The 23,428-nt window shown below is 60.3% G+C and carries 33 protein-coding genes; 1 reads left to right on the top strand and 32 read right to left on the bottom strand.

From position 1 onward, the window contains the following. From ACW4LP_RS09270 to ACW4LP_RS09425, 32 genes are all read right to left on the bottom strand, one after another. The gene (locus ACW4LP_RS09270) at positions 1-1,086 is read right to left on the bottom strand and encodes a BppU family phage baseplate upper protein (RefSeq protein WP_451917229.1); all 1,086 of its coding nucleotides are present in this window, start codon (positions 1,084-1,086) and stop codon (positions 1-3) included. Then, complete coding sequence (locus tag ACW4LP_RS09275; RefSeq protein WP_451917230.1) at positions 1,067-1,417, bottom strand: hypothetical protein; 351 nt, start codon at positions 1,415-1,417, stop codon at positions 1,067-1,069. The genes ACW4LP_RS09270 and ACW4LP_RS09275 overlap by 20 nt, the downstream gene beginning before the upstream one ends. 19 nt (positions 1,418-1,436) lie before the next feature. After that, complete coding sequence (locus tag ACW4LP_RS09280) at positions 1,437-3,338, bottom strand: phage tail spike protein (RefSeq protein ID WP_455803748.1); 1,902 nt, start codon at positions 3,336-3,338, stop codon at positions 1,437-1,439. After that, positions 3,339-4,097, bottom strand: coding sequence for a distal tail protein Dit (locus ACW4LP_RS09285; protein WP_451918128.1), 759 nt, complete (start codon positions 4,095-4,097; stop codon positions 3,339-3,341). It lies immediately after the preceding gene. Continuing rightward, positions 4,094-6,790, bottom strand: a complete 2,697-nt coding sequence (locus ACW4LP_RS09290; RefSeq protein ID WP_451917233.1) for a phage tail tape measure protein — start codon at positions 6,788-6,790, stop codon at positions 4,094-4,096. The genes ACW4LP_RS09285 and ACW4LP_RS09290 overlap by 4 nt, the downstream gene beginning before the upstream one ends. 4 nt (positions 6,791-6,794) lie before the next feature. Next, positions 6,795-6,944 carry a hypothetical protein gene (locus tag ACW4LP_RS09295; protein ID WP_451917234.1) on the bottom strand — a complete coding sequence of 50 codons (150 nt, stop codon included), beginning with the start codon at positions 6,942-6,944 and terminating at the stop codon, positions 6,795-6,797. Between the two features lie 58 nt (positions 6,945-7,002). Beyond that, a complete protein-coding gene (locus tag ACW4LP_RS09300; RefSeq protein WP_305296629.1) occupies positions 7,003-7,338 on the bottom strand; it encodes a hypothetical protein in 336 nt (111 codons plus the stop codon). 12 nt (positions 7,339-7,350) lie between these two features. Beyond that, positions 7,351-7,989: a major tail protein gene (locus tag ACW4LP_RS09305; protein ID WP_451918129.1), complete on the bottom strand. Its 639-nt coding sequence runs from the start codon at positions 7,987-7,989 to the stop codon at positions 7,351-7,353. Continuing rightward, entirely contained in the window at positions 7,967-8,320 is a 354-nt protein-coding gene (locus ACW4LP_RS09310; RefSeq protein WP_451917235.1) for a hypothetical protein, read from the bottom strand. The genes ACW4LP_RS09305 and ACW4LP_RS09310 overlap by 23 nt, the downstream gene beginning before the upstream one ends. After that, positions 8,317-8,685 (bottom strand): HK97 gp10 family phage protein, encoded by a 369-nt coding sequence (locus ACW4LP_RS09315; RefSeq protein WP_451917236.1) that lies wholly within the window; start codon positions 8,683-8,685, stop codon positions 8,317-8,319. The genes ACW4LP_RS09310 and ACW4LP_RS09315 overlap by 4 nt, the downstream gene beginning before the upstream one ends. Next, the gene (locus ACW4LP_RS09320; RefSeq protein WP_305296634.1) at positions 8,678-8,992 is read right to left on the bottom strand and encodes a hypothetical protein; all 315 of its coding nucleotides are present in this window, start codon (positions 8,990-8,992) and stop codon (positions 8,678-8,680) included. Before ACW4LP_RS09320 ends, ACW4LP_RS09315 begins: the two co-directional genes overlap by 8 nt. After that, on the bottom strand, positions 8,989-9,291 hold the full coding sequence (locus ACW4LP_RS09325) for a phage head-tail connector protein (RefSeq protein ID WP_451917237.1): 303 nt from the start codon (positions 9,289-9,291) through the stop codon (positions 8,989-8,991). Before ACW4LP_RS09325 ends, ACW4LP_RS09320 begins: the two co-directional genes overlap by 4 nt. Before the next feature lie 37 nt (positions 9,292-9,328). Then, on the bottom strand, positions 9,329-10,585 hold the full coding sequence (locus ACW4LP_RS09330; protein WP_451917238.1) for a phage major capsid protein: 1,257 nt from the start codon (positions 10,583-10,585) through the stop codon (positions 9,329-9,331). Further along, positions 10,582-11,187 (bottom strand): HK97 family phage prohead protease, encoded by a 606-nt coding sequence (locus ACW4LP_RS09335; RefSeq protein WP_305296637.1) that lies wholly within the window; start codon positions 11,185-11,187, stop codon positions 10,582-10,584. Before ACW4LP_RS09335 ends, ACW4LP_RS09330 begins: the two co-directional genes overlap by 4 nt. Next, complete coding sequence (locus ACW4LP_RS09340) at positions 11,177-12,406, bottom strand: phage portal protein (protein WP_455803749.1); 1,230 nt, start codon at positions 12,404-12,406, stop codon at positions 11,177-11,179. Before ACW4LP_RS09340 ends, ACW4LP_RS09335 begins: the two co-directional genes overlap by 11 nt. Before the next feature lie 47 nt (positions 12,407-12,453). Further along, positions 12,454-14,139 (bottom strand): terminase large subunit, encoded by a 1,686-nt coding sequence (locus tag ACW4LP_RS09345; protein WP_451917241.1) that lies wholly within the window; start codon positions 14,137-14,139, stop codon positions 12,454-12,456. 2 nt (positions 14,140-14,141) lie between these two features. Further along, the gene (locus ACW4LP_RS09350) at positions 14,142-14,543 is read right to left on the bottom strand and encodes a hypothetical protein (RefSeq protein WP_452039534.1); all 402 of its coding nucleotides are present in this window, start codon (positions 14,541-14,543) and stop codon (positions 14,142-14,144) included. A 187-nt stretch (positions 14,544-14,730) separates the two neighbouring features. Then, positions 14,731-15,045, bottom strand: coding sequence for an HNH endonuclease (locus ACW4LP_RS09355; protein WP_305296641.1), 315 nt, complete (start codon positions 15,043-15,045; stop codon positions 14,731-14,733). Then, positions 15,045-15,650 (bottom strand): hypothetical protein, encoded by a 606-nt coding sequence (locus ACW4LP_RS09360; RefSeq protein WP_451917242.1) that lies wholly within the window; start codon positions 15,648-15,650, stop codon positions 15,045-15,047. Before ACW4LP_RS09360 ends, ACW4LP_RS09355 begins: the two co-directional genes overlap by 1 nt. Before the next feature lie 17 nt (positions 15,651-15,667). Then, positions 15,668-15,931, bottom strand: a complete 264-nt coding sequence (locus tag ACW4LP_RS09365) for a hypothetical protein (protein ID WP_451918132.1) — start codon at positions 15,929-15,931, stop codon at positions 15,668-15,670. Between the two features lie 577 nt (positions 15,932-16,508). Next, positions 16,509-17,258, bottom strand: coding sequence for a hypothetical protein (locus ACW4LP_RS09370; RefSeq protein ID WP_451918134.1), 750 nt, complete (start codon positions 17,256-17,258; stop codon positions 16,509-16,511). Between the two features lie 45 nt (positions 17,259-17,303). After that, entirely contained in the window at positions 17,304-17,705 is a 402-nt protein-coding gene (locus tag ACW4LP_RS09375; protein WP_451918135.1) for a hypothetical protein, read from the bottom strand. Between the two features lie 402 nt (positions 17,706-18,107). Then, the gene (locus ACW4LP_RS09380; RefSeq protein WP_451918136.1) at positions 18,108-18,734 is read right to left on the bottom strand and encodes a hypothetical protein; all 627 of its coding nucleotides are present in this window, start codon (positions 18,732-18,734) and stop codon (positions 18,108-18,110) included. Positions 18,735-18,840: 106 nt separating this feature from the next. After that, positions 18,841-19,074, bottom strand: a complete 234-nt coding sequence (locus ACW4LP_RS09385; protein ID WP_451917247.1) for a hypothetical protein — start codon at positions 19,072-19,074, stop codon at positions 18,841-18,843. Between the two features lie 462 nt (positions 19,075-19,536). After that, positions 19,537-19,935 carry a Lin1244/Lin1753 domain-containing protein gene (locus tag ACW4LP_RS09390; protein WP_451917248.1) on the bottom strand — a complete coding sequence of 133 codons (399 nt, stop codon included), beginning with the start codon at positions 19,933-19,935 and terminating at the stop codon, positions 19,537-19,539. Next, complete coding sequence (locus ACW4LP_RS09395; RefSeq protein WP_451917249.1) at positions 19,911-20,177, bottom strand: hypothetical protein; 267 nt, start codon at positions 20,175-20,177, stop codon at positions 19,911-19,913. The genes ACW4LP_RS09390 and ACW4LP_RS09395 overlap by 25 nt, the downstream gene beginning before the upstream one ends. Before the next feature lie 50 nt (positions 20,178-20,227). Continuing rightward, complete coding sequence (locus tag ACW4LP_RS09400) at positions 20,228-21,433, bottom strand: tyrosine-type recombinase/integrase (protein ID WP_451918181.1); 1,206 nt, start codon at positions 21,431-21,433, stop codon at positions 20,228-20,230. Beyond that, positions 21,430-21,639, bottom strand: coding sequence for a hypothetical protein (locus ACW4LP_RS09405; RefSeq protein ID WP_451918182.1), 210 nt, complete (start codon positions 21,637-21,639; stop codon positions 21,430-21,432). Before ACW4LP_RS09405 ends, ACW4LP_RS09400 begins: the two co-directional genes overlap by 4 nt. Positions 21,640-21,713: 74 nt before the next feature. Further along, positions 21,714-21,881, bottom strand: a complete 168-nt coding sequence (locus ACW4LP_RS09410; protein ID WP_451917252.1) for a hypothetical protein — start codon at positions 21,879-21,881, stop codon at positions 21,714-21,716. Next, positions 21,878-22,252 carry a hypothetical protein gene (locus ACW4LP_RS09415; protein WP_455803750.1) on the bottom strand — a complete coding sequence of 125 codons (375 nt, stop codon included), beginning with the start codon at positions 22,250-22,252 and terminating at the stop codon, positions 21,878-21,880. Before ACW4LP_RS09415 ends, ACW4LP_RS09410 begins: the two co-directional genes overlap by 4 nt. 35 nt (positions 22,253-22,287) lie before the next feature. Beyond that, a complete protein-coding gene (locus ACW4LP_RS09420) occupies positions 22,288-22,620 on the bottom strand; it encodes a hypothetical protein (RefSeq protein ID WP_305296654.1) in 333 nt (110 codons plus the stop codon). A 2-nt stretch (positions 22,621-22,622) separates the two neighbouring features. Continuing rightward, a complete protein-coding gene (locus tag ACW4LP_RS09425) occupies positions 22,623-22,844 on the bottom strand; it encodes a helix-turn-helix domain-containing protein (protein ID WP_452039561.1) in 222 nt (73 codons plus the stop codon). 129 nt (positions 22,845-22,973) lie between these two features. Here ACW4LP_RS09425 and ACW4LP_RS09430 point away from each other — a divergent pair, with 129 nt between their 5' ends. Next, positions 22,974-23,336: a helix-turn-helix domain-containing protein gene (locus ACW4LP_RS09430; protein ID WP_455803751.1), complete on the top strand. Its 363-nt coding sequence runs from the start codon at positions 22,974-22,976 to the stop codon at positions 23,334-23,336. The last annotated feature ends 92 nt before the right edge of the window (positions 23,337-23,428 follow it).

A 23,428-nucleotide genomic window follows, 5' to 3' on the forward strand; every position in this document is an offset into this window, starting at 1 on the left:
CTAACCTAGCGTGATGGTCTTCGTCTCTTCGTCGTATTCGGCGCATGAAAGCACGCAGTTGCTTCCCTCGAACTCCACATGCTCGGGCTGCGTCCAGATGGTGCCGCCGCTGTGGAAGCACCCGTAGTCCGAGCGCAGTATCTTCGCGAGCGAATCGGCGTCGCCCGCGCCGGAACCGCCGCCCGTGAAGCCGCCCTGCGGGATGGAGCCTATGGCCGAGTTGATAAGGCTCGAAGCCGTCTCTGCGGCGGTCTCTGCGTTGGTGGCCGCTGTGTTGGCGCGCTCTGCTGCGGCATTCGCCGCACTGGTCGCACTCTCCGATTCTCCCTTCAATCGCGCGAACTCCGATACACGCTCCTTCTCCGCTTCGACGCGGCCTTCCTCGGCGATGACGCGCTCCTTCTCCGCTTCGGCGCGGGCATCTTCCGCGGTCGCGCGTCCCTTCTCCGCTTCGACGCGCGCGGTCTCGGCGCTCGCACGGGCTGTCTCTGCCGTGGCGCGGGATGTCTCTGCCGTGACGCGGGCGGTCTCGGCGCTTTTGCGCGCCGTCTCGGCCGAAGCACGGCTGCGCTCGGCGCTCGCCCGGGCGGTCTCGGCGGCGACGCGGGCTTCCTCTGCCTTCTTCACATCGTCGTTCAGCTTGTTCAACTCCAAGGCCGCCTGTTGGAATGCGGACAGGTCGTCTTTCGCCTGTTCGCTCAGGTCGTTGGCTATGACATGCTCTACCTTGATGTCGAACTCGCGGCTCGATGTGATGGTCTCTCCGCTCTCTAGCATGACCACTATGCGCGCTCTCACAAGCCCGGGATTCTGCATGGAGGTCGGGTAGGTGCATTTCCAGCGGCCTTTGGCGGCGTCCACGGCGTCGAACTTGCGCGTGCTTTTCTCTCCCGTGTTCAGGTTGTGCCAAGCCAGAAGCACGGTGCAGCCGGTGGTGTCCACCACCTCGCCGCCGTTCCTGATTGTGAGGTCTATGCCGCGCCCTCGGGCGTCTTCGGGGGTGGCGAAGAGCAGTTCGGGCGGGCGCTGGTCTGCCGCGTCGAGCGTCAGGGGGTGCAGAAACCAGCTATCGTTCATCTTCGCCATCGTCTATCAGTCCCTTCAGCTTGCCGAATGTGTCTTCGATGCCGCTCCTGTACTTCGCCGGTATGAGCGCCAATGCTGGGGCGAAGGATTCTTCCATCAGCTTCAAAAGAAGCTTCATCCGTTCGTCCACGTACTCCTTCTTGACCAGATATACAGTGTCTTCCTCGGGCTGGAACATCGGCTTTTCAGCAAGCCACGCGCTGCCGTCGAAAAGCACCTTCTCGCGATCGTTCTCGATGTCAACGATGGACGCGCCATGCTCGGCGGCGCGCTCCATGCGCTCTTCGGTGTCGATGCCCCACTGGATGCCCAGCTTTTCGAGCCTTCCCACTATCAAAGCGTTCCCCTTCCTACGTCACGGTGCAGAAGCCGTTGATGAAGCGCATCGTGCGCCGCGTCCATCCGATGCTTCCGTTCCCGTTGTCGTGTATCTCGGATATGTACTGCTGCTCGCCGGTCTTCGTGATGGTCGCCATCGCCGTGGTGTCCGCTGACGAAGAGACGGCTATCTGGGGCGTGGATATGCGGATGGTGTGCTTCGCTTGCATCTGCATTCCCTTGTACTGCGCGCCGGTGTCGATGTTGTAGGAGTGTCCGCTGAAGTCTATGAAGGCGAACTGCTCGCCGCTCTCGCTTCCCTGAATCTGCCCGCTTTGCACGGTCAGAAGCTGCGCGGCGCTCCCGCACGAGAACTTCCCCGTGGCGTCGATGCTGTACGCCTTCATGTAGCGCGTCGTGAGCGACCCGGTGTTGAGGTTCCATACGTTGCGCCCTGCGGTGTCCGCTATCTGGCCTTGCTTGAAAAGCAGGTCGCCGGTGGCGAGGTTCCAGTAGTTAGAGCCGCCCCGGATGACGCCAGCGTTGATTTCGTCGGCCGTGAATCCATCGCCCGTCCCGAACGTGCGCCACTGCCATGTGTTGCCCACCCGCTTGTTGGCGATACGGAAGCCAGCGCCCTTCAGCTGTATTGCCATGGTCGGGTTCTGGTCAGCCGGCCTGTCGTAGACCGTTATGCCCTCGCCCGGCTCCATGTAGACGTAGCCGCCCGTGGCGTTCATCACGTCGTTGATGACGCCAATCACGGAGTTGATGTAGCTTTGGTCTGCCGTCGCCGCCTTATCCCATGCGCCCGCATGGTCGCGCAGGGTCTGCAATGCCGCAGCTTGGCGGTTGACCTGCTCGGTTATCGCCGGCGTTATGTTGCCCAGCGTGATGACGGTCTGAGACGGGTCGCGGTAGTTCCACTCGATGCGGAGGATGCGCCCCGACAGTTCGAGCGCCGGCGCGAAAGACCAGTCGATAATCTGCACGTCATCGCCTAGCTGGAAGCCTTCGAACGGGTAGCCGGCAGCGAAGAGGTCTTGCACCGTCGCTTCGTATGAGACCTGCGGCTGGGTGCGCTTCGGCAGTTCCGCCTTGGTGAGCGCGAGCAGTTCGCGGGCATCCTCGCATTCGCTGAACTCCACTTCTCCGAACACGTGAGCCTTCCCGCCCTTGCCGTCTGGACGCCCCCACCGGGCGAGCGCTGCGCTATCCGCAACGTAGTTCTTTCCGCCGTTGACGTCGCCGAAGGCCAGCTTCCGTGAGAAGCCGCCGGTCTCTTCGCCTTCATCGTCGGTCGCGGCAAGCCCTGCGCCGTAGCCGTAGAGCGCCGTCACCACGTTTTCGGCTTCCACGTGGCGCTTCACGGATATGAGGTCTTTCTTGTACTCGAACCGGCGGTGGTTGTCGGTTCCGAGCCTAGAGACGATTGCCACCTTGCGCGACGTGACGCCGGATGTTCCCACCCCGATTTCGGTCTTTATCTCGCCGCCCCACGTCTCGGCCACCGCGTTGATGGCAGCCCGGGCGTTGGTGTGGTAGAAGTTCTGCGAGTTCGAGCCGAGCGAAGAGGTGGAGCCTTGCGACCAGCGCGTCACGGCGAGCGCCTTAGCGAGCGCTCCGGCGGCGGTCATGTTCTGGTTGCGGACGTCTTCCAGATAGTCGCCCATGGTCTCGCACAGGCTGTTGTCTGCGACGTAGGTGCATAGCACGTCGGCGGTCTCGCGCAACTCTTCCGCTTCGGTTACCACATGCTCGTGCCATTCCCCGCTGTCATCTTGGAAAAGTGCGCGGTCGCCCTTCTCCAAGCGCACGGGCGTCGTGAAGGTCAGCGTGTCCTCTCCGTTGATTTCCTCTGCGCGCGTGCAGGTTATGGGGGACAGAGCGCCTATCTGAGCGCCCCATCTGTCGTATATGAGCAGTTCCACCATCTACAGCCGCCTTTCGACGTAGCGGATGCGCCCAGACACCGCCGATGAAGGCGCGAGGATGCGCATGCTGTGTACGCCCGGCTCCAATTCGAACCAGCGGGACTGCGGCGTCACGGCAAGCTTCGACGGCGTGGTCGAATCCTTCGTGGCGTACAGGAGCGCCGTCTTCATGGCTTCGGTGCCGGTGGTGCAGTCGAACACGACGCGGTTGCCGGCCTTGAACGAGTATTCGCTTCGAATCTGAAGGCCGGTCGTGAGGTCTAAGACGGCGACGTAGCTGCAAGGTGCGGGGATGTCCACCTCGATGACGGGATTCGCCGGATAGTTGCCGAGGATGTTCACGTCTCTGGCTGCGTAGCCAAGCGACGATGCGCGCTCGCCGTCGGCGAACCGCACCGGGTCGTATGCGATGAACGTGAGGGTGCAGCCGCCGGTACCCAGCCACTTTTCGATGTCAACCGTCCCCGAAAGGAGCGCCTTGTAGTACTCGCCATTGTGAAGCCGCGTGTAGAGCGGCGAGGGCTTGCGGGCGTACAGCTTCTGCGCGATGAAGGGAAGCACCTCGTTCAATTCGCGGCGGTTGCGGCGGATGACGCGGGCGTCTATCTCGATTGTCCGCGTGCCGAGCCGCGCGCTCTGGAAAAGCTGGCCGTCGGCACCGGGGATGTCGGTCGCGGTGTGAACCGTCTCTGGAAGGATGCTCTCGCGGATGTCTTCGTCCACGAAGTACCCCGAGAAGTCGAAGTTGTTGTAAATCATGCGTACACACGCCCCTTCGCTCGCGCTGCGCGGTTGCCGAGCCGGTAGAGTTCCTGCGCCATGGCGCGAACGTCGCTCTCGTTGCGCACGTTCATGTTCTCCACTACCACGGTCGCGCCGCCACCAGCGCCGCCGCCGAGCATGGAGAGCGCTTCGGCCATCAGTTCGGGAAGCTTCGAAAGCGGCATGACCGCTTCTGCGCCGGCTTCGCCCACGCCGATGACCGAAGGGCGGTTGATGATGCCGCCCTTCGCGTACCAGTCAACGCCGATATGGGGGATGGATGGCGGGTTCAGGCTGAAGCTTCCTTGGATGCTGAAGTGGGGAAGCTTGATTTTCGGAAGTTCAAGCTTGCAGTTCGAAAAGAAGTTCGCGATTGCCCCGAGCGCGTCGGACACGATGTTCTTAGCACCGCCCATCACGTTGTCGATGGTGTTCTTTATTCCGTTGAACACGCCGCTCGTTATGGCCGTGATGTTGTTCCACGCGCCCTGTACCACCGAAAGTATGGTGTTCACCACGCCCGACACCACGCCCATGATGGCGTTCCACACGCCGGATATGATGCTTGAAATGCCGTTCATGATGGTGGAAATGCCGTTCTGCATCTGCGTGAAGTCGCCGGTCACGATGCCGTGGATAAGGCCGAGAACCGTCTGGAAGATGCCCTTAATCACGTTAAGCACGCCGTCGATGACCTGCTGCACGCCCTGCATTATGGAAGTGACGGTCTGGAGTATCGCCCCCAGCACGTTTCCGACCACCTCTAGGATGTTCTCGATGACGGGCACCGCGACGGTAATCAGGAACTGCAAGATGCCGTCGATTATGGGCATGAGGTTCTGAATGACCGTCGAAACGGTCTGCTCCACCACTGCCATGAACTGCTGGACGTAGGGCTGAAGGAACGCCCCTATTTCCTGCACCTTTGCGCTGATGGCATCCCATGCGCCGATGACGGTGTTCCTGAAGCCCTCGGAGGTGCTCCAGAGGTACACCACCGCAGCGGCGACCGCCGCTATGACGGCCACGACGGCCGCCACGGGCGCGGCTATCGCCGCGACCGATGCGCCCATGCCGCCGGCCGCTATGCCCGCGCCCGAGAAGAAGCCGCCGAGGGACACGAGGGCGGTTCCTATGGTTTGGAGCGAGCCGAGAAGGGTTCCCACTATGACAAGCACGGGGCCGATGGCCGCGAGGAACGCGGCGATGCCCAAGACAGCGTTCTGGGCGGCGGGGTCTAGCCCGCTGAACCAGTCGGCCACGCCCTTTGCCATGTCCGCGACGCCCTTCAGCGCTTCGACGCCCTTTTCCGCGAAGGGCTGGAAGGCGTCCTGCAACTCTCGAAGCGCGCTCTTCGCCCGCGACCCCAAGTTCTCGGACATCGCATCCGCCGCGCCGGACGCTGCTCCCGCGACGTCGGCGAAGCTGTCGTTCACGCCGCCGAGCGCGAGTATCATCCCCATTGCATTGTCTTCGCCGAGCGATGACCACAGGGTGGAAGCGATGGCCGCGCGGTCTGTTTCGCTGGTCATCGTCTGCATGTCGCCGATGACGGCGTTAAGCACATCCTGCGCGGTCGCCTTTCCCTCGCGGAACGAGTTGAAGACCTCTTGGGTTCCCTTAGAGAACTGCCCGATGCCCTCTTCCATGCGCCCGTCTGACAGCGACGTCAGGAACTCGTTCAGGAAGTCGCCCACCTTGTCGAGGTTGTAGGCACCGGACGCGGTGCCCGCTTCCAGAAGGCTGAAGTACTGGCTCGCGGACATGCCGGCTTCAGCCCAGCGGCCGCCGTACTCCGAAAGGTTGTCGCCCAACTCGTCGGTGTAGTCGAGACCGCGCTGCGTGCCCGCCACCAGAAGGTCGCACGCTTCCTGTGCGGACAGCCCGAACTTCTTCATCAGCACGTTGATTCCACGCACCGATTCGGTCATGTCCGAGCCGAACGTGTCTTCGAGCATGATTGCCGACTGCGTGACAATTTCCAAGTCTTCGTCGGAAACGTCGCGCAGCACCGCCCGCGTCTTTATGAGCGCGTCGGTAATCTGCTCCACGGATTCGCCCCAGCCGCCGTTGTAGAGGTTGCGGCCGACCTCCAAAAGCTTTTTCGCTTGCTCTTCGTTGCCCTGACAGGCGGCCTTCATCTTCGCGAAGGCGTCATCGAACTGGACGGCGGTCGCCATGACCGCCGTCCCGGCTGCGGCGACGGGCGCGGTGATGCCGGCCGTCATGCCGGTTCCGACGCTCTTCATGCTGTCGCCGACCTCTTTGTAGTCATCGGCGACATCTTGCAGCTTGTGCCCGAGTTGCCCGAGTGATGACTGGGCTGCCTTCTGAGCCTGCTCGGATTGCTTCAGGGCGCGCTTGTAGCTGTCAAGCTGCCCCTCGGTCTTGATGATTTCGCGCTGAAGCTTGTCCCACTCGTCTGTGCCGACCTTGGATTCGTCCATGCTCGCAAGCTGAGCCTTCAGGACGCGCAGCTTGTCCTTCGTCTCTTCGACGCGGTTGCCAAGCTGCGCAGTCTGCTGGGCAAGAAGCTTCACGTTGCCGGGGTCGAACTTCAGCGCGCTGCGTATCTGGTTCAGTTCGGTTTGCGTTCCCTTTGCGGCGGTGTTGACCTCGCGCATGGCGCTCTTCAGCTTGGAAGTGTCTGCTCCCAACTCTATAACCAGACCCTTGTAGGCCGTCGCCATGCTCTCACATCCTCTTCATTGCTTCGATGTCTTCTTGGGTCGCGTCGCGGCACCCGTCATCCTCTCGGCCTTCGTAGGCTTCTGCGGTGATGGCCGAGAAAATCAGGAATTCGCCGAGCGACATCCAGTAGAGGTCATCCATGGAAAAGCCCATGGAAAGCGCTCCTAGCACCATCGCGTGGTACTTGTAGCGCTTCGTCGCCTGACCGGGGCTACTGCTGCTCTTCCTCTTCGGAAGCTTCGGCGGCTCCTCGAAAAAAAGCGTCTTTCACCTCGCGCGTGACGCCCTCCATCCAGCCTTCCATCTGATAGTCGATGTCGGCTGTGGAGTTCATCCATGCGGCATAGCCCGGAACCGTCGCCGGGCTTGCCGTCTTCATCATCGCCCACAGGCAACGGCGCAGCACGCCGAAGTTGGGCACCTCGCCCATAGCCACGAAGTCATCCACGATGTCGCGGCCGTCGAACTCCTTTTCGTAGAGGTAGCACGTGATGGCGGATGCGTGGATGCTCACGCTCTCATTCTTGTTGATTTGCACGCTGCGCACGTCGTTTCTCCTTTAACCCTCGGTGATTTCTGCGCCCTGCTCGTTTCCGCCGGCATCCGGCATCGCGGCTGCGGGCGGGGTGTGAACCTTCTTGAACCAGCTGTCGAAGACCGCTGCGCTCTTCTCGGTGAGTTCGCACATGGCCTTCACGTAGTGCTTGTCGCCGAATGCGAGCGGGTCGATGGACACGCTGACGGTCTCGGTGGTCGGCTCCACGCTGTCTTCGGTGGTAGACCACTCGTTCTCCGGCCTGTCCATGGTCACGTAGTAGTAGCAGAAGCGCGTGTTGGTGACGTCGCCTTCCACCTCGTAGAGCAGCGCGAAGGGCTTGTTCACCTCTTCGCCGTCTGTGACCTCGTACAGAACGCCGGTATCGGGGTCGAGTTCCCAGCCCTGAGCGGCTGCCATGACTTCCAGCGCAACCTTCGCCATTTCGAGGTCGGCGGTGTAGCCGTTGTTCGCGCGGCCTACGTAGTAGACCGTATCGTCGGCGAACCACTTCTTGGTGTCGCCCTCGGGGCTGGTCTTGATGGAGCGGCAGCCCGGAAGGGCTAGCGGGGTGTCGTACTGCTCGGTCTCTTCATCGAACCATGCGACATGCACGTTGCGCACGCCGTAGCGCACGCCCTTACTTTTCTTCTTCTTCGACATCTTCTGTCCTTCCTTTCGTGTCGGTGAACGTGTATGTGGTCTCATGCAGCCGTTCGCTGCTGATGGGGTTTCGAGCCTTCGAGAACGAGCCGTAGCCCGCGTTCTCTAGGCATTCCTCCACGGAAGCTTCGGCTTCCGCGTCGGGGTAGCGGTCGGTGTAAAGGCGAACCTCGCACTGGTCGAAGGCCGCATAGCGGGCGTCATCGGCGTACAGCACGTTCTCGTCGGGCATGGTGTAGGAGATGCGCGGAAGTCTCGTCTCATGCGAACCTAGGAGGTTGACGGGGTACCCCGTCTTCTTCAGCGCGTCGCACACGCTCTTCTCGCTCATATCCCCATGTCCCTTTCCAGTTCCTCGGCTGCTTGCCGGAACGCCGGTTCGATGTGCGGGATTCCGCGCACGAACCCGCCGTCGCGCTTCTCGTGCCCCTTTTCGAGCAGATGCGTCAAGCCGGGCTTCTTCGCGTTGTAGATGACCGCCGTAGAGCCGGCTCCGATGCCCTCTTCGACCTTCGAGCGCCATCCCTTCGAATAGCCGCCCTTCTTCTTGGGAGACGTCTTCTTCAGGCGCTGGACGGTCTTTCGAGCCGTCTTCTTCACGGCTTCGCCGGCGTCTTTGCGCTCTTCTGCTGCATAGCTTTTGACTATGCGCGCCATGGATGACGCCAAGCTGTCGGGGCTGATGGTGCTAGGCATCGTCGGCCACCTTCTGGGCGCAGGTCAGCCGCACCATTTCGCCGCGCCCGGTAGGCTGGGCGTCGGTGATGGTGAGCGTCTCGGCGTGGTACTCGATGGTGTCTTCCCCTTCGTAGTCGCATGCGCGCATCTGAAGCACGCAGCGCGTCCTGAAGCCCTCGGCGTTTGCGACGTCGAAGGCTTCGGCTGAGACCGTGAAGGGGTTCACGAAGACGCGCCGGCGGCGCGCTTTCGCGACCTCTCGGCCGTTGTCGCCTTCGCAGTACGCGAACTTCACGAGGTGAGCGCAGTCGGAAAAGCCCGTCATAGCCCCTTCGCTCCTTCCGCTGTGTACTCTTGCGAGTTGAGCATGTCGCGCTCGCACGCAAGGTAGCTTTGCCAGTACTTATCGCTGTCTGGGTTGTCCAGACCGAAGCGCGCCTTGCAATACGTCATCACGGCTTCGACCACGAGCGGGTCGGTGTCGGATTTCGCCTTGCCCTCGATGACGCCTGAAAGCATCAGGTCGTGGCGCGCTGCGCGGCACAGCCCGTCCACCTCGTCATCGAAGGCGTCGGAGGTCAGGCGAAGGGCTGTCTTGGCTTTGCCAAGCAGCCCGTCGCGCATGCCCGTTCCCTCTGTCTGTGCGACCTCGGACATCGGCCTAGCCCTGCACGCTCGCAGCGACTGCGGCGGTGTGGGTGTACTTCACGAAGCCCTTCGGGTTGCGAAGGCCGGCATCCACGAGCGCATAGCCGGAGTAGGTGTGCTTGCGGGTCTTCACGTCCACGTCATCCATGATGTTGACCTGGTCGAAGTCGTTCACCTGAAGTTCTGCCGGATAGCCGAAGTAGATAACGCCGTCGGCCAAGGTATCGTCCTTCTTCGCGGCGGCACCGTAGATGCGGCCTTGGACGATGGGGTCTTCCATCGCAGAGGGGATGAACGCCTTCTTGTTGTCCTCGGTGGTGATGCCGGCGAGGACGTTCCAGATGGTCGCTTCGTTGGCGTAGACCGACCGCACGCCGCGACCCTTCAGAAGGCCGAAGCAGCGGCGCACCTCTGCATCGGTGAGCGTTCCGCTGATGATGTTCTCGTCGGCGATGCCCGCCTTCGCGCCCTTGGCCGTGCCCTCGTCAAGGCGCTGGTAGCAAAGCTTCTCGATGGCGACCTTCATGCGGTCTGCAATCTCGCGCACGAGCCATGTGCGGAACGCGCCAAGGGACTGAATCTCCATCTTGCGGGTGAGGTCAACGTGCTTCTTGATTTCCTCGCCCGTCAGCGTGATGGTGTTCCATGCGTTCTGCTCGTCATCGTTGGCCGCGCCCTCGTCGGTTGCGGCGGCGTCGCCGGCGGTGATGCCGGTGTGCTGCACGATTTCGCAGATGTGCGCGAAGTTGGTGTGGTATGCATCGGCGTACAGGGGCGCGTCCGCCTCCATCAACTCCACGATTTCGTCCATGATTTCGGTCGGCACGACGGCACCGCTGTTGGCGGTGGTCATCGTGTAGGCCGCGCGCTGCTCGGCCGTAGGCTCGCCGAACATGTAGCTTCGGCGGCCACCATCGGGGACGCTCGCCATCTCGCGCAGCCATGCGTCGCGGTACTCCGGGGAAGAAGCGTCGTAGCTGCGCGGCTCGGCGCTCTCGGCGGGGACGGGAAGGACGATGGCGCTTCCGGCGTCGATGGACGCGCGCACGGCGGCGCGGCGCTCTGCAAGGCCGTTGTTGGCGGCGTTGGCGCGCTCGTTCAACTCTGCGGTGATGTCCGCCGTGCCCTTCTCGAACTCGGTCAGGGCTTCATCGTCGGCATCGTCGGTGTTCTCGGCGATGCGCTTCAGCATGTTGCGCAACTCGTCGGCGGTGCGCTTCTGGATGGGCGCGCCGGCGAAGAAGGCGCGCAGTTCGTCGCGAAAACTCATAGTGTGGTCTCCTTTGCAATCTGAGCCTTCAGTTTTATTTGCCTTCGGCGTCGCAACTCCTGCGCCTTGCGTTCCCCCATCACTCCGTCAGCAAAGGAACGTGCCGATATAGCCGTAGCGTCGTTGGCGGGGATGGACACCGCCGAAACGTCGAAGACCTTCTTCACCTTCGTGATGGTTCGAAGGTCGTTGTCGTTGTCCCATATCTCTTCCGCCACCGTGAACGCCCAACTCATGCGGTCAACGAGACCGGCGGCGATGGCTTCGTAGAGACGCCGGGCGTCTTCTGTGCGCCCGAGGTCTGCCGCGACGAAGATGCCGTGGCTGTCGGAAGCGATGTGCAGGTTCCCGGCGCGGTTGCGCGCGAACACCATGCCTTCATGGTCGTACTGGAAAATCACGTCGGACAGGTCTGCGCCGTCCAGCACGTCGGGCGCAATCTGCTCGCGGATTCCGTAGCAGAGTTCGTAGGGCTGGTTGAACGTGGTCGCGTAGCCCTCCACGTAGTAGTCTGTGTCGAAGAACTTCCGGCGCTCGCCCTGTGGTGAGGTCGCGAGCGGCGAGGTGAAAGCCCTGTAGACCCTGTTTTCCTTAACTGGCATCTTCGCCCTTCTCCTTCTCGTCGCTTTGTTTGTTCGCTTCTGCGGCGGCCTGCGCCGCTTCCTTGGTCTGCGCGGCAAGGTTCTCGGACAGGATGTACTCGCCACGGATGGCGAACTGCTGACCGGCACCGCCCGGAACGGGCGGCAGCCCGAACTTCGCGCGGAACTCGTCGGCGCACATAGCGCCACGGTCTGCCATGGCTTGGCACAGCGCGGCCTTCGTCTGGTTGCTCATGTAGTCGATGGATGAACTGAAGAAGGCGATTGCGTTTCCCTGCGCCCGCTCTCGCTCGGTGTAGGTCATGTTCGTGAGAACGAGCGAAAGCTGCTGCTGGAAAGGCTCTATCTTCGATTCGTAGAAGGCGTTCCACACGTCTTCGTTGAACTTGTTCTGCAAAATCTCTTCGTTGACGCCGAAGTAGCTGTACACGTTGCGCTCGATAATCTCCATCTGCGCAGCGTCCACGGTGTACTGCTTGCGGTCGATAGGCTCTACGCGGCCCCACGTCTGGTCGTATGCCATGACGCCGGTCTTGTTGGAGCCGGCGAGGTTGTCCTTGGCGAACTGGTCGCGTTTCTTCGCGATGTCTTCGGGTCGGTTCTGCCCGGTAATCTGCACCAGCCATTCGATGCGCGCGCTGTTCTCTATCGCGTTGTTGATGGCCTGGTTCTGCGCGTCGATAAGCTTCATCGTCGGGGCAATCGGTTCGTTGCCGTCGCCGAACAGGTCGCTTTCCATCTGGAACTTGGTCAGGACGCCCACATTCTCGGACGGCTCTAGCGCTGTCTGGCCGCTCGCGAATCGGAGTTCGTACCACAACTCGCCAGCGACGGAGTAGGGGCGAACCGATGTCGGAAGCGCGGGGAAGTACCCCGTTATGCGCCCGTACTGGTCGCGCAGCGGGAAGATGAAGCACGTGGTCTTCGCTTCGAGGATGGCGCAGCAGCGGTACAGGAACTTCGTCCTGTCCTGCCACGGGTTGGGCTGGTATTCCAGCGCCCGGGCGATGGAGCGGTTCGCCGAGCCGGTCACGATGGGCTGAAGCTTGCTGCACTGCGTGGCGACCGCGTTCACCGCCGCGCGGGTCAGCGCCATTTCGAAGACGCCGCCCTTGTAGTCGGTGTAGGCCGGGGCGTAGCTTGTCAGCGTGGTGAAGTAGCCGTCAACGTCTCGCTGCGGCTTCTTCTTCGGTTTGAATATCGCGTCAAAAATTCCCATGCTCCAAAGCATAGGAACCGTGTCAGGGGTTTTCGGTCGGCGTTGCCCTAGATGATGTTCTGGTACTCAGCGAAGCGGTTCTGAAGCACGATGTAGGCGCAGAGTTCGGCCACCATTCCGTCTATTCGGTTGCGCTTGTCGTTGTTCTTCTTGTCCAGCTGGATGTTGTTGTTCACGTCCGTTCGCACGGCGGCGTTAAGGCGGCACCACTGGTCGATGGGGTGGTCGTTGTTCACTATGCGGTTCGCCTTCAGGTCTGCTTTGAACGATTTCATGGGGTCGGACATCGTTCGCGCCCCCTGCCGAACCACTATGAGGTTGTCCTTGCCCACGAACATTTCAAGGTCGTGCTTCGTCGCATCGTCTATATGCCACGGGTCGTAGCCGATGGCGTAGGTGTACAGGTCTTCTTCGTCGCGCAGCTCTATGAGCCATTCGAGCAGCACGCCCTTCGGCACCTTGTTCCCCGGCACCGCGCGCATAAGGCCGCGCTTGACCCACTGCGTGTAGGGCACGCCGTCGCGCTCGGCGCGGCTTCCGCCCTCGGCCGCTTCGTCTATGACGGTCTGCGGCAGCCAGTACATGCTTCGCTTGTAAATCCTGTCATCGCCGGGTCTCATGCAGAAGACGCACGCGGCGGTGAGGTCGATGCTGTCTGCCGCGTCGAAGCCGGCTATTCCGTAGCGGAAGCCCATGTCGGCGAACTCGTATCGCTCGGGGTTCGCGATGTGCTGCCACGACAGCCATGCCGAAGAAGCGTTCTCCTTCATGTTGAAGTCCTTCACCATGACGGTGGGGCGGTACTCGGGGTCGTTCTTCGCCTTTTCCACGTTCTGAAGAAGGAAGCGCTCCTTCTTGATGGTGCCAAGCCCGGGGTTCGGCTTAATCCAGCATGCCGGGTCTTCCCACTCTTCGGGGCTGTCCAATTCGTAGAGCCATGCGAAGAAGCTGTCATCGGTGATAAGGCCGTCGAGCCATTTGCTCGCGTAATCGTACTGCGCGTCGAAGATTGACTGCCGCACGAATCCGTTTGTCGTGATGCACCATATGAGCGGCTGGGTGCGCGCCGATATGCCCTGCTTCAGCAGGTCGTAGATGTCGCGTGTCTTGTGTGCGGCTAGTTCGTCTATGAGCGCGAAGTGGACGTTGAAGCCGTCCATGGAGTTCGGTCTGCCGGAAAGCCGCTCGATGCGCCCCAAGTTGAAGGGGAGTTCTATCTTGCCCACGTCTTTAGATTTGGGCTTGTTGGTCTTCTTCCACAGCAGCGGGTTAAGCTTCAGCATGTTGTAGCACGGCTCGTAGCTTTCCATCGCTTGGTCTTTGGAGGTCGCCGCGTTGTAGATGTGAGGGGCGTACTCGCCGTCGTTGAAGGCGGCGTCCACCTCTAGCGCAGCCCCGACGGTGGTCTTGCCGTTCTTTCGCGCCATCATCCACAGTTCTTCGAAGTACTTGCGGATGCCCTCGTCATCGACCATGCCGTAGGCATGCGCGATGATGGATTTCTGGAACGGCTCGAAGCTGATGGGTCTCGGGGCGCTGCCGACGGCGGTCATGCAGAACCGCTCCATGAAGTCGATGTGCTTTGCCGCCATCGCTTCGTCGTAGTGCCACTTCGCGGGGTTGCGTATCTCGTCTAGCGCGCGCATCGTGGCGCGCGCAACCTTGTCGCACACAACGATGTCGCCCGCTTCCACCTGTTCGAAGTAGCGCAGGAAGTCGCGCTGGTACTTCATGGCTACAGCCCTATGAACTTCTCTAGTTCGTCTCGAACATCCTCTGCTTCTCCGGGTATCAGCTTGACAAGCTTCATGCACAGGTCGGCATGGCGGGTGACCAGCTTGTTGTACGTCGCAAGATACGGATTCTCGCGAAGCCCCTTCTGGCCGCCGCCGTTGTCGTAGGTGATTATCGTCGGCTGCTTGTCCAGCGCTTCGCGCAGTTCGGTGACGCGCACCGAAAGGAAGATGTAGTTGTCGGCCATTTCCGACGCGATGAAGCGCTGGTCATCGGGAAGCGTTGCCAAGATGTCCTTCATCTTGCGCTTCAGCGCGTTCATGCGACGGGTTCGCACGGCCTTCGCGGCTGCTTCCTTGCGCCGCTGCGCCGCGCGCTCTTCTGCTGTCTGCTCGCGGGTCATCTTGCACCGCCCACGACGTCGTTTCGGGGCGGCTCGGCTTCGCTTGTGCGCGAAGCCGCCGCGAAACGGGTGCAAAAGTTTCTAAGAATAGCGTTCTCTGCGCAATCCACGCAAGACCACCCCCTTTTCCAGATTCGTGAATCTATCTTTTTTCTTCTTCCCAGCAACGGTGCCCAAAACCAGCCCCCTAATCCTGAGATAGGGGGGCTATGTTCCCGTCGGCGTCGAACACGAAACCGGCTCTGATGTTGGGTTTCGTGTTGTGTTCGACGTTGTGGCACTCCATGCAGAGCAGTTCAAGGTTCGTAAAGTTCAGTGTAATGGCCGTGTCAGTAATGTTGTCGGGTGTGAGGTGCGTCTTGTGGTGAACGATGTCGCCCTTCACAATCAGGCCGCGAGCGCGGCAGCGTTCGCAAAGCCCGTGTTGCGTCGCAGCGTAGGCTTTGCGGGTTTGCCGCCATGCTTTCGAGTTGTAGAACCATTCCGCCCACGGCTGAGCCATTATGCGTACCTTCTCGCGAATGGCGCTACGAGCGCGCATGCGCTCACCTCTTCGGCGCTCATGTCCATGCGCAGGGCGGCGCTGCCGCCGCATGGCTTGAAGTCGCAGGACTTGCCGGTCTTCAGCGTGTCCATGGCTTGGCTTGCAAGCTTGACGAAGTACGGGTTCACGGCGATGCCTTCCGCTTCGCGTTCCTGCCCGGCCGAGACGCCTTCCCAGTTGAACTTCTCCACGGCCTTGTTGCGCGCAAGGCCGTCGGCTTCAAGCGCGAAGCTGGTCTGCGCGGTCGCGCCGTCTGCTTCTACGGACACGGTGACGCTTCCCTTGACTGTCTCGAAGCTGATGCTCTGCGCGCTCTTCAGGCTCTTGCTGATTCCGCGCATCATAGCCCTGACCGATTCCTTGCCGAGCGTAAGGCTCTTGCCATCAGGCCATCGGGCGAACGTCGCGGGCACGGTCACGGCGATGGAGGTGTAGCCGTTCATGCCGCACACCTTGGCGCTTGCGCCCTCGCGCCGTACTTGGAAGATGGAGTAGGGATAGCCGCCGTTCGCTAGGTTGGCTGCTGCTTTCACCGCAAGCGGATTCGTTATGGTTGCTCTCATGGTCTTACCTTTCGGCTCTAGTCCTTCACGACGCCGACCGACCAGTTGGGGAAGTACACGGTCTCGGCGTATTTCTCGTTGAACGATTCGCAGAACGCCTTGATGTCGCAGCGTGCGGCGTCTGACAACTCGAAGTCTTCGTAGGCGTATTCGCTCTCTTCCATGAGCGCTTCCACCTGCTCGGGCACAAGCCCCAGCTTGGTCTCGTAGCACCCGTAGACGCCACCTTCCGGGAACTCCGGGGCGGATATGTTTTCTTCCGCGAAGAGCGCGTCTACCATTTCTTCGTAGTCGGTCGTGGCGTAGTAGCAGTCGTTCAGGTTGCAATAGAGTTCTTGGCCGTCGTACTGCGAAAGGGGAACCTTGCGCGCAGCTTCCCACCGCGCCTTCTGCTGCTCGGCATAGAAGCGGTCGCGTTCCTTCTGGCGGCACTTGTTGCACAGCGGCGAGAACTGGTAGTCTCGCTGCGCTCCGCATTCAGGTCACTTCTCGCCGACGCAGCAGGTCTCGGCCTGTTTCTTCGCGTGGTAGTACTCGCCGCACACGCTGCACATGTAGACCTTGTGTTCCGTTGGGTTCATGTCGTTTCTCCTTACAGTGAGTTCCAGTAGCCGCGCCGCTCCTTGTCGGAGTATCTGCTCGGGCGCGGATGTTTGGCGTTCGAAAATGACTGGCGGTTCTTAGACGCTGTTCTCGGTACGTCCCGGCTTGTCAGGTGATAGCCCTTGCACCAATGGCACCGATACCAGTTCAAGCCTGTTCTCACGCCCGCGTTCATGGCTTGCATGAGGTTCGAGTAGCGCACCTTGTCTGTGCAGCCCTTGCGCTTCATGGCTGCGCGGCGCTTGCTCTTCGCGCTCATTCCCATGTCGCTTCCGGCCGGGCGTCGTGCTGGACGCTCTCTTCTAGGCTTCCGCTTTCGTCGGCGAGCCGGACGCGGCCGTGCGACAGGGCGGTCAGGTAGGTTTCGAAGGGCGACATGGAAGCCATGCGGTGGATAGCCGGTTCGAGTTCGTAGTTCAGGCTCCATCCGTCATCCCATGAGAACTTCGAAAGCCTGATGGCGTAGTGCAGGTCTTCCGAATCCTCGATGTGCAGGTAGAGCATGGCGGTCTTGTAACTCGAATCGAAGTGCCACGGCCGGTCATCGGGAACTATGTCTGCAAGCGCCGTGACGTACTCGTAGGTCGGTTCATCGTCGGTGTCCACATCCTCTTCGACATGGCGGCAGTACCTCTTGAACAACTCTTCCAGCGTGATGACGGGGTTTTCGGGTTCCCGCATGATTGTTCGGAAGTTCTCTAGCAGCTTCCTGTGCCCGTCGATGGCTGATGTTTCCACGAGTTCGGCAAGGATTTCGTCAAGCTTCAGCAGGTGGTGGCTCATGTCGTACTTCTCGATGTAGGGAACCATCGTGTCGGTGATTCTCTTTTCTATGGCATCCTTCAGGCTGCCCCACTTGAAGGCGCTTTCTATCCCTCTTTCGAAGCCCTTCAGAAGTTCGCGGCGGATGATTTGCTCGATTTCGCCGCTCGTCAGCAGTTCTTGCGTCATGGCGATGATTTCAACTTCGAAGGCGGTATCTCCGAAGGTCTCTTGCTGTGCCATTTCGGCCTTCCTTTCCTATCGAATTAAAGAATTACGTGTTCTTTGCTACGCGCCCAAGGCGAGCATGGAAGCCCGCGCAGTTCGGACGCGGTTTTCGAGGGCTTGCGCCGCTGCTTGCTCACGGGTCGGATTGACAGTGTTTTGACACAGTGCCGCGCAGCCTGAAACAGCGCCTTGCTCTTCCTTCAGCAGCGGCTGGAATACGGGCTGCGCCGCGTCTGCCGCAGCGGGCGTTCCCATGGGCGCTTCGTCGCATATCAGCGCGCCGCACGTGCCGCAGAAGTTGCGGGATTCGTCCATGTAGTCCTTGCAATGGCTGCACAGGGTGTCGCCCTCGAAGTGGACAGGCCGGCAAGTCCTGCGCACGACGTAGGCCATGCCGTCGCATTCGATGATGTCTGGCTCGCCCTGCGGCTCGGTGATTCTGAGAATCTTTCTTTCGGTCATTTCGGTGTTCCTTTGCGCTCGGGGTTTGGTGCATTGCTTCGATTCAGCCGGAAACGCGGTTCTCGCGCCCGCTGTGGTGCTACTTGGGGTCTTCGCGGTCATCGGTGCCGGGTTGCTCGATTTCGGCGCTTCTACGTGCCCTGCGCGTCTCGGCATGATGTTTCGCGTCATACCGGCAATGGCACGGCCCGCACATAGCCATGAGGTTTTCGGGTCGGCAGTCTTCGGGGGTATGGTTCAGATGCGCGACCGTGAGAGTTCGCTTGTGCGTGTCGAAAGGCTCACCCGGACGTCTGCATTGCTTCCCGCAGCGCTGGCACTTCCAATCAGCCCTATCTTTCACGTCCCTAGCGATGGCATCCCAGTTCTTCGGATAGCGCTCGCGCTCCATCGGCATGTTGCTCACCTGCCTTCTTCGGGAAGAGCCTTGCGAAGCTGCGAATCATTCAGGCCGTGCATAAGGGCAACGATGCGAGCCAAGTACTCCGGGTCTACCTCTTCAGAATCATCAGAATTGCTGTCGCCATCTTTTGGAAAGAGGTTGTGCTTGTGGAGAAAGGCGACGAACAGCATTTCCTCTTCTTCCCTGTACAGGTGCCTGAAGTAGTCGTACTGGTACTCGATTTCCGCTGCCTGAAGGTCGGTCGTGCGAATGCACAGATGGCGGGTTCCTCGGCTGATGTAGCCCATAATGTCTGCACCGAGTAGCGCGGCAGCGATTTGCAGCAGAAGCTTCCTGTCGCGTTTCGTCGCATAGCTGAAGAAGTGGTCACGCTCGGTTTCCTCTTCATCGAAGCCGGCATCGTCAAGGCCGTACTTCTCGATGATGCGCCGCGCGGCGCGCTCTGCCGCCTTGCGCTCTCCGTCGGTTGCAGCCCGCTTCTGAAGGGCGCGAATCTTCGCAAGCAGTGCTTCGCGGTTCATCGCTTCACCGCCTTTCGCTTGTCGTTGCGGATTTTGCGCCTGATGCGGGCGATGTCCGCCAATTCGCTCTTGTCCCTGAAGACGGGGTTCGCAATCGAACGGCACTTCCAGCAGTCTTCAGATGCGGGAACGTACCAATCGAGCGGGCGCAGCTTGCCGCACCTTGGGCATCGCCGCTCTTCGACGCGGCCTTCGTGCTGGATGGGCATGTCTACACCCCGCAATCGAAGGCGGCGCACTCGAACGGGATGCCCGAAGAGACCTTGAAGAACTTGCAGTGCGTGGGGTTGTAGACCTTGCCGCCGATGAAAGCGCCGTCGGCTTCGTGGGTGCAGCCGTTTTGGCAGCACTCTTCGAGGATGGCCGTCTCTGCCGCCTGAAGAAGGTCTTGTCCGTTCGAGTTGAAGCAGCCTTCATCGAGCAGCGGTGCTTGCGTGTACGTCATGGGTAGCCTTTCTGCGATGGCGCGCCGTCTGGTCTCGGGCGCGCGGTGTATCAACAGGAAGGCGCTTAGGGAAGGACTCTCTTATGGATAATAGGTAATAGATAATAGGTAATTAATTATGGGTGAACTATTACGGTTCTCCGTCATGGTGTCCGTAGCGCCTTCCGTCACGGTGTCCGTCACGGTGTCCGTTCTCACGGCGGCGGAAGCGCTCTAGCTGGGCTTTTGTCTTGCGACGCATCCGAAAACGCGAGCGCTTTTCTTCCGAAACTTCCGCGCGTTTTTTCGCCAGTCAGGGCGTTTGCGATTGAAAATTTCGAAAATAAGTCATCGCAAAAGGTCTGAAAACACCCTTTCCGGATTTCTAAAACGCGATTTAGAATTTTCAAAAGGGTGTAACTGCGAAAATTTTTCATGCTCCGATTCACTTCCTCTCTCAGTTTTCCACAGGGTTTTCAACAGCTAGTTGCCGTCCTCGCCTTGGTCTTCAAGGCGCTTCTCGCGCGCCGCTTCTGATGCCGCTATGGCGTACTCGCGGCGCTTTGCTCTCGCTTCCCCGTCCTTGATGGAGCGGGCGCTGCCGACGCGGCGGAAGGTGTACAGACCTTCCTCGTCTATCAGGCCGCAGTCCGCGCACTTCTCTAGGAACTGCTCGGTCGCCTTGGCCTTCTTGCGAAGCACCTTCTGCACGCGCAGCTGCGTCGCTTCGTCATCAAGGCAGAAGCTGCCGCCGAACTCGCCCATCAGGCACATGAGCGCCACCCAATCGACCAGCGCGGCCTTTCCGTAGCGCTCTTCGAAGAGCATCACCTTCGGGTCTTCCCGCCAGTCCATGTCTAGCTTGATGTAGGGCTTTGCCATGTCTTCGTCACCACCTCTCCGGGCTTCTTGCGGCTTCTCGCGTAGTACCTGTATGCCCTGTTCGCCGTCCTGCGGCTCTGTATCTCTTCCTTGATGCGCTCGAACGTGGAGGGCGTGCAATCGAACTCCACGATGAACCGATAGACCGGCTCCGGCGGCTCTTCGGGATGCCGCTCGCGGTACGCCCGCATCGCTTCCTCTCCCTTGGCCTTCCAGTGGGCGGCGCGCTCTTCCGGCGTCATCTTCTGAAGCTTTGCGGCTTGGATTTTTGCTTGCATCTGGTCTTGGGCGCTCATATCTCACCGCCCATCTTCGCCGCAGCCCTCGCGAAGACGTCGGCGGCCATGCGGTCGCGGCCGGGCATGAGGTGGGCGTATATCTCTAGCGTCGTGGATTCCTTGGCATGCCCCAGCCTGTCGGCGATGTCCTTAAGGTTCATGCCTTCTAGAAGGAGCCATGTCGCGTGCGTGTGCCTGAGCGTATGGAAGCTTGTGTTCTTCGGAAGACCCACGCGGTCGCGCATGTCCTTGAATGCTTCCGAGACCTTCGAGGGGCGCAGCATGCCGCCCTTGTAGTCGGTGCATATCATCCGCTTCCAAGATTCGGCCTTGGCGGGCGCGAGGTAGCTTCTCTGCCATTCGTAGAAGCCGCCTATGTTCTCGCACACGCTCTCGTGCAGGGTTATGTTGCGGGTCTTCTTGCCCTTGGGCTTCGGCTTGCGGTAGACGCCCTTTTCCTTCTCTTCCACGGCCGTGTAGCCTATGTGCATCATCATCCGCGCAAGCTGGGCGTCCTCTTTGCTGTTGGCGCACAACTCGCCGCAGCGCTCGCCGGTGTTCAGCGCCAAGTAGGCCGCGAACATGGCGTTCTTGCGGAAGATGGCCTCGGGGCTGTCCGCCGGCTCTCTGAGCGCTTCTGACAGCGCCCGCGACAGCATCTGGAATTCCTGCTCGTTGTAGGCGACCGCTTCGTAAAGGGGCGCTTCCGGCGGCGTCGCCGACACGATGGGGTTGTACTCGCTGATGCCCTGCGTGACGAACCACTTGTAGGCACCGGCGAGCATCCAGTGCAGGTTTATGACCTTGCTCGGCGATATTCCCTCGCCCTTGCGCCCGCCTTGCATCAGAAGCACGTTGTAGAGCGCATCGACCTGATATGGCTTCAACTCCCCGGCTCTGATGTTGGGGATGTGCGGGTCGATGTAGCAGCGCACGTTCGAACGGTAGGTCTTTATGGTGTTGGGCGATTTCTTGTTCGCTTCGAGGATGTCTATGTAGCGGTACAGGACGTCGCTCAACCTGTCGGTAACGTGGTACTTCGCCGCCGGCGTGAAGCCCGACAGCCATTCCTGCGCAAGCGGCTGAACCTCTTCGTCGGTCAGACCCTTGGGGAACTGCTTGTAAGGCCGGATAGCCTTCTTCGTCACCGCGTTGGTGCCGAGGTAGGGGCGAACGTAGGGCGTGCCGTCCTTGTGGCGGTATACGGGTATCTTGCTCATTGCGCGCCCTTCATGCGCTCGATGTCGGCGCGCAGCGCCGCGTTCTCGAAGCGCAGCCGCTGGTTGTCGCCGCGAAGGCGAGTGTTGTCCTTGATGATGTCCACCACTTCGGGCAAGTGCCCGCGATAGCTTGGCTCGGGCGTCTCGGGCTGCGCGGCGTCGCGCTCGGGAACCCGGATGCGGTTCAGCATCCTACCGGCGCGCATACAGACCACATCCGACTATTCCCGCCACTATGTATGCCGTGCCGAGCGTCGCTGCTACGGCGATGTATGCGCGGCTAAGATGCCTTGCACTGTGTGATAACATGGATTTTGCCTGTAAGGGGCGTTTGAGCGCTTTGGTTTCCAGCCCGGCGCTCATTCTTTTTCTTGGCACGTTCCTGTTCCTTCCATTGCAGATAGAGTTCTTCGAGTGATTCGTGGAAATAGACTTGGTATGGCTTCATGTCCTTCCGCCTTCCAAGTCGCGCTTCAGCCGCGAGTTCTCCTGATAGGTGGCGTCCAGCTGGCGCTCTAGGTCGGCAATCTCGGCCGCTTGCGGGTCGATGCCGAGGTTCTTCATCTTCAGTTCGCGGGTGCGCTCTTGGTTGCGCTCGATGACGTAGCGCTTGGAACACTTCTCGCACCAGCCGGTAGACGGCCTGAGCGGCTTCAGCGTTTCCTTGTTGCACATGGGGCAGTGCCACCGGCGAACGAGCGATATTCCGTAGCGCGATGCCGTGTGCTTGATGGCATGCTCGCTTCGACCCGGCAGCAGCTTCTTCAGGTTGCCGATGCCCTCGTGGGCGTGCTGCTCCAACGTGCGCACTTCCTGCACAGTCCACGGCTTGCGCTTTTTCTTGCGGGCGCACATCAGAGGTCATCCCGCGAGTTCCAGCCGCAGCCGAATCCGATAGCGGCGACGGAGAACGTGTAGAGAACCATGCGCAGCTGCTCTTCGCTCGTGTACTCCATGGTCTCGGGAACGAGAAGCATCAGGAAGGCGAAGACCCATCCTATGGCTATCGCGAGAAGCCCCGCGCGGCTCTGCCAGCCGCGTTTCTTGCGGCGTGTTTGCCCAGTTCGCGCCCGAAGTGCCTTCGTAGTGCCATAATTTTTCGAATTTTTTTCGGAAACCGTGCGGACGTGGTTGCCGCCCTTCAGCTTCACTTCGAACTCGATTTCGCACTGCTTGCCGCGACGCATGGTTAGACAGCTTTCGCTAATGGGGTGCGCTCATCGGTTCTGCCCAGAAGATAATCGACCGAGCATTCGAAAATATCTGCAAGACGCTTCAGGTCTTTTGCTGATGCGCAACAAGGGTCAGCTTCCCACCTTGCAATGGTCGAGCGGTCGCGTTTGACCATTACCCCTAGGCTTGTTTGGGAAAGCCCAAGGCGTTTTCGCTCACTTGCAATCGTATTAGTCATATCCTCTCCTAGTAACACGTTTTGTATCACTCTGGAACCCGATACTAACACGATATGTGATAGTTCGCAAGACAAAATGTTTTACTATTACTACAGAATGTGTTACCTTATGCACTGAAAGGGGTAGCCATGAAAACGAACTTGAAACGCATCAGGGAATCCCAAGGCAAGCTGCAAGAGGATGTTGCTAAGGATTTAGGCATTTCTCTCAGCGCGTATCGCAGCTGGGAACAGGGAACACGTGACCTTAACGGTGCGAAACTTTGTAAGCTTGCTGACTATTTCGATGTTTCTGTCGATACGATTATCGGAACTGGATTTGGCGTTGACGTACAGGAGCCTTCTCTAACCGAAGCAGAAGAAGCTTTGCTTGCAGCGTTCAGATCATTGAACGAGCAAGGGAAGGGGCGGCTACTGGAATATGCTGATGACCTTATGCAGTCGCGCAAGTACGAAAAAAAGAAGATGCCGGATTATCCAATTCATGAGTAGTAACCTCTCGCGGTACCATCGATCACCTGGCTTGGTACCGGCGATCAGCAAAAGGCGGTACCGCGAGTAGGCTGTCTCGGTACCGCTAATCA

Source organism: Adlercreutzia sp. CNCM I-6215 (genome assembly GCF_977072315.1).

Coding starts and splice junctions, on each gene's coding strand:
- ACW4LP_RS09280 (WP_455803748.1), bottom strand. CDS start 3,338: ATGGTGGAACTGCTCATATACGACAGATGGGGCGCTCAGATAGGCGCT.
- ACW4LP_RS09355 (WP_305296641.1), bottom strand. CDS start 15,045: ATGGCTCAGCCGTGGGCGGAATGGTTCTACAACTCGAAAGCATGGCGG.
- ACW4LP_RS09305 (WP_451918129.1), bottom strand. CDS start 7,989: ATGTCGAAGAAGAAGAAAAGTAAGGGCGTGCGCTACGGCGTGCGCAAC.
- ACW4LP_RS09410 (WP_451917252.1), bottom strand. CDS start 21,881: ATGAAGCCATACCAAGTCTATTTCCACGAATCACTCGAAGAACTCTAT.
- ACW4LP_RS09400 (WP_451918181.1), bottom strand. CDS start 21,433: ATGAGCAAGATACCCGTATACCGCCACAAGGACGGCACGCCCTACGTT.
- ACW4LP_RS09310 (WP_451917235.1), bottom strand. CDS start 8,320: ATGAGCGAGAAGAGCGTGTGCGACGCGCTGAAGAAGACGGGGTACCCC.
- ACW4LP_RS09395 (WP_451917249.1), bottom strand. CDS start 20,177: ATGACGCCGGAAGAGCGCGCCGCCCACTGGAAGGCCAAGGGAGAGGAA.
- ACW4LP_RS09335 (WP_305296637.1), bottom strand. CDS start 11,187: ATGCCAGTTAAGGAAAACAGGGTCTACAGGGCTTTCACCTCGCCGCTC.
- ACW4LP_RS09405 (WP_451918182.1), bottom strand. CDS start 21,639: ATGCGCGCCGGTAGGATGCTGAACCGCATCCGGGTTCCCGAGCGCGAC.
- ACW4LP_RS09425 (WP_452039561.1), bottom strand. CDS start 22,844: ATGACTAATACGATTGCAAGTGAGCGAAAACGCCTTGGGCTTTCCCAA.
- ACW4LP_RS09290 (WP_451917233.1), bottom strand. CDS start 6,790: ATGGCGACGGCCTACAAGGGTCTGGTTATAGAGTTGGGAGCAGACACT.
- ACW4LP_RS09365 (WP_451918132.1), bottom strand. CDS start 15,931: ATGGTAGACGCGCTCTTCGCGGAAGAAAACATATCCGCCCCGGAGTTC.
- ACW4LP_RS09270 (WP_451917229.1), bottom strand. CDS start 1,086: ATGGCGAAGATGAACGATAGCTGGTTTCTGCACCCCCTGACGCTCGAC.
- ACW4LP_RS09295 (WP_451917234.1), bottom strand. CDS start 6,944: ATGGGCTTTTCCATGGATGACCTCTACTGGATGTCGCTCGGCGAATTC.
- ACW4LP_RS09420 (WP_305296654.1), bottom strand. CDS start 22,620: ATGCGTCGCGGCAAGCAGTGCGAAATCGAGTTCGAAGTGAAGCTGAAG.
- ACW4LP_RS09370 (WP_451918134.1), bottom strand. CDS start 17,258: ATGGCACAGCAAGAGACCTTCGGAGATACCGCCTTCGAAGTTGAAATC.
- ACW4LP_RS09325 (WP_451917237.1), bottom strand. CDS start 9,291: ATGCGCGACGGGCTGCTTGGCAAAGCCAAGACAGCCCTTCGCCTGACC.
- ACW4LP_RS09330 (WP_451917238.1), bottom strand. CDS start 10,585: ATGAGTTTTCGCGACGAACTGCGCGCCTTCTTCGCCGGCGCGCCCATC.
- ACW4LP_RS09285 (WP_451918128.1), bottom strand. CDS start 4,097: ATGATTTACAACAACTTCGACTTCTCGGGGTACTTCGTGGACGAAGAC.
- ACW4LP_RS09360 (WP_451917242.1), bottom strand. CDS start 15,650: ATGAGAGCAACCATAACGAATCCGCTTGCGGTGAAAGCAGCAGCCAAC.
- ACW4LP_RS09350 (WP_452039534.1), bottom strand. CDS start 14,543: ATGACCCGCGAGCAGACAGCAGAAGAGCGCGCGGCGCAGCGGCGCAAG.
- ACW4LP_RS09430 (WP_455803751.1), top strand. CDS start 22,974: ATGAAAACGAACTTGAAACGCATCAGGGAATCCCAAGGCAAGCTGCAA.
- ACW4LP_RS09340 (WP_455803749.1), bottom strand. CDS start 12,406: ATGGGAATTTTTGACGCGATATTCAAACCGAAGAAGAAGCCGCAGCGA.
- ACW4LP_RS09315 (WP_451917236.1), bottom strand. CDS start 8,685: ATGCCTAGCACCATCAGCCCCGACAGCTTGGCGTCATCCATGGCGCGC.
- ACW4LP_RS09320 (WP_305296634.1), bottom strand. CDS start 8,992: ATGACGGGCTTTTCCGACTGCGCTCACCTCGTGAAGTTCGCGTACTGC.
- ACW4LP_RS09390 (WP_451917248.1), bottom strand. CDS start 19,935: ATGGCAAAGCCCTACATCAAGCTAGACATGGACTGGCGGGAAGACCCG.
- ACW4LP_RS09385 (WP_451917247.1), bottom strand. CDS start 19,074: ATGACGTACACGCAAGCACCGCTGCTCGATGAAGGCTGCTTCAACTCG.
- ACW4LP_RS09345 (WP_451917241.1), bottom strand. CDS start 14,139: ATGAAGTACCAGCGCGACTTCCTGCGCTACTTCGAACAGGTGGAAGCG.
- ACW4LP_RS09375 (WP_451918135.1), bottom strand. CDS start 17,705: ATGACCGAAAGAAAGATTCTCAGAATCACCGAGCCGCAGGGCGAGCCA.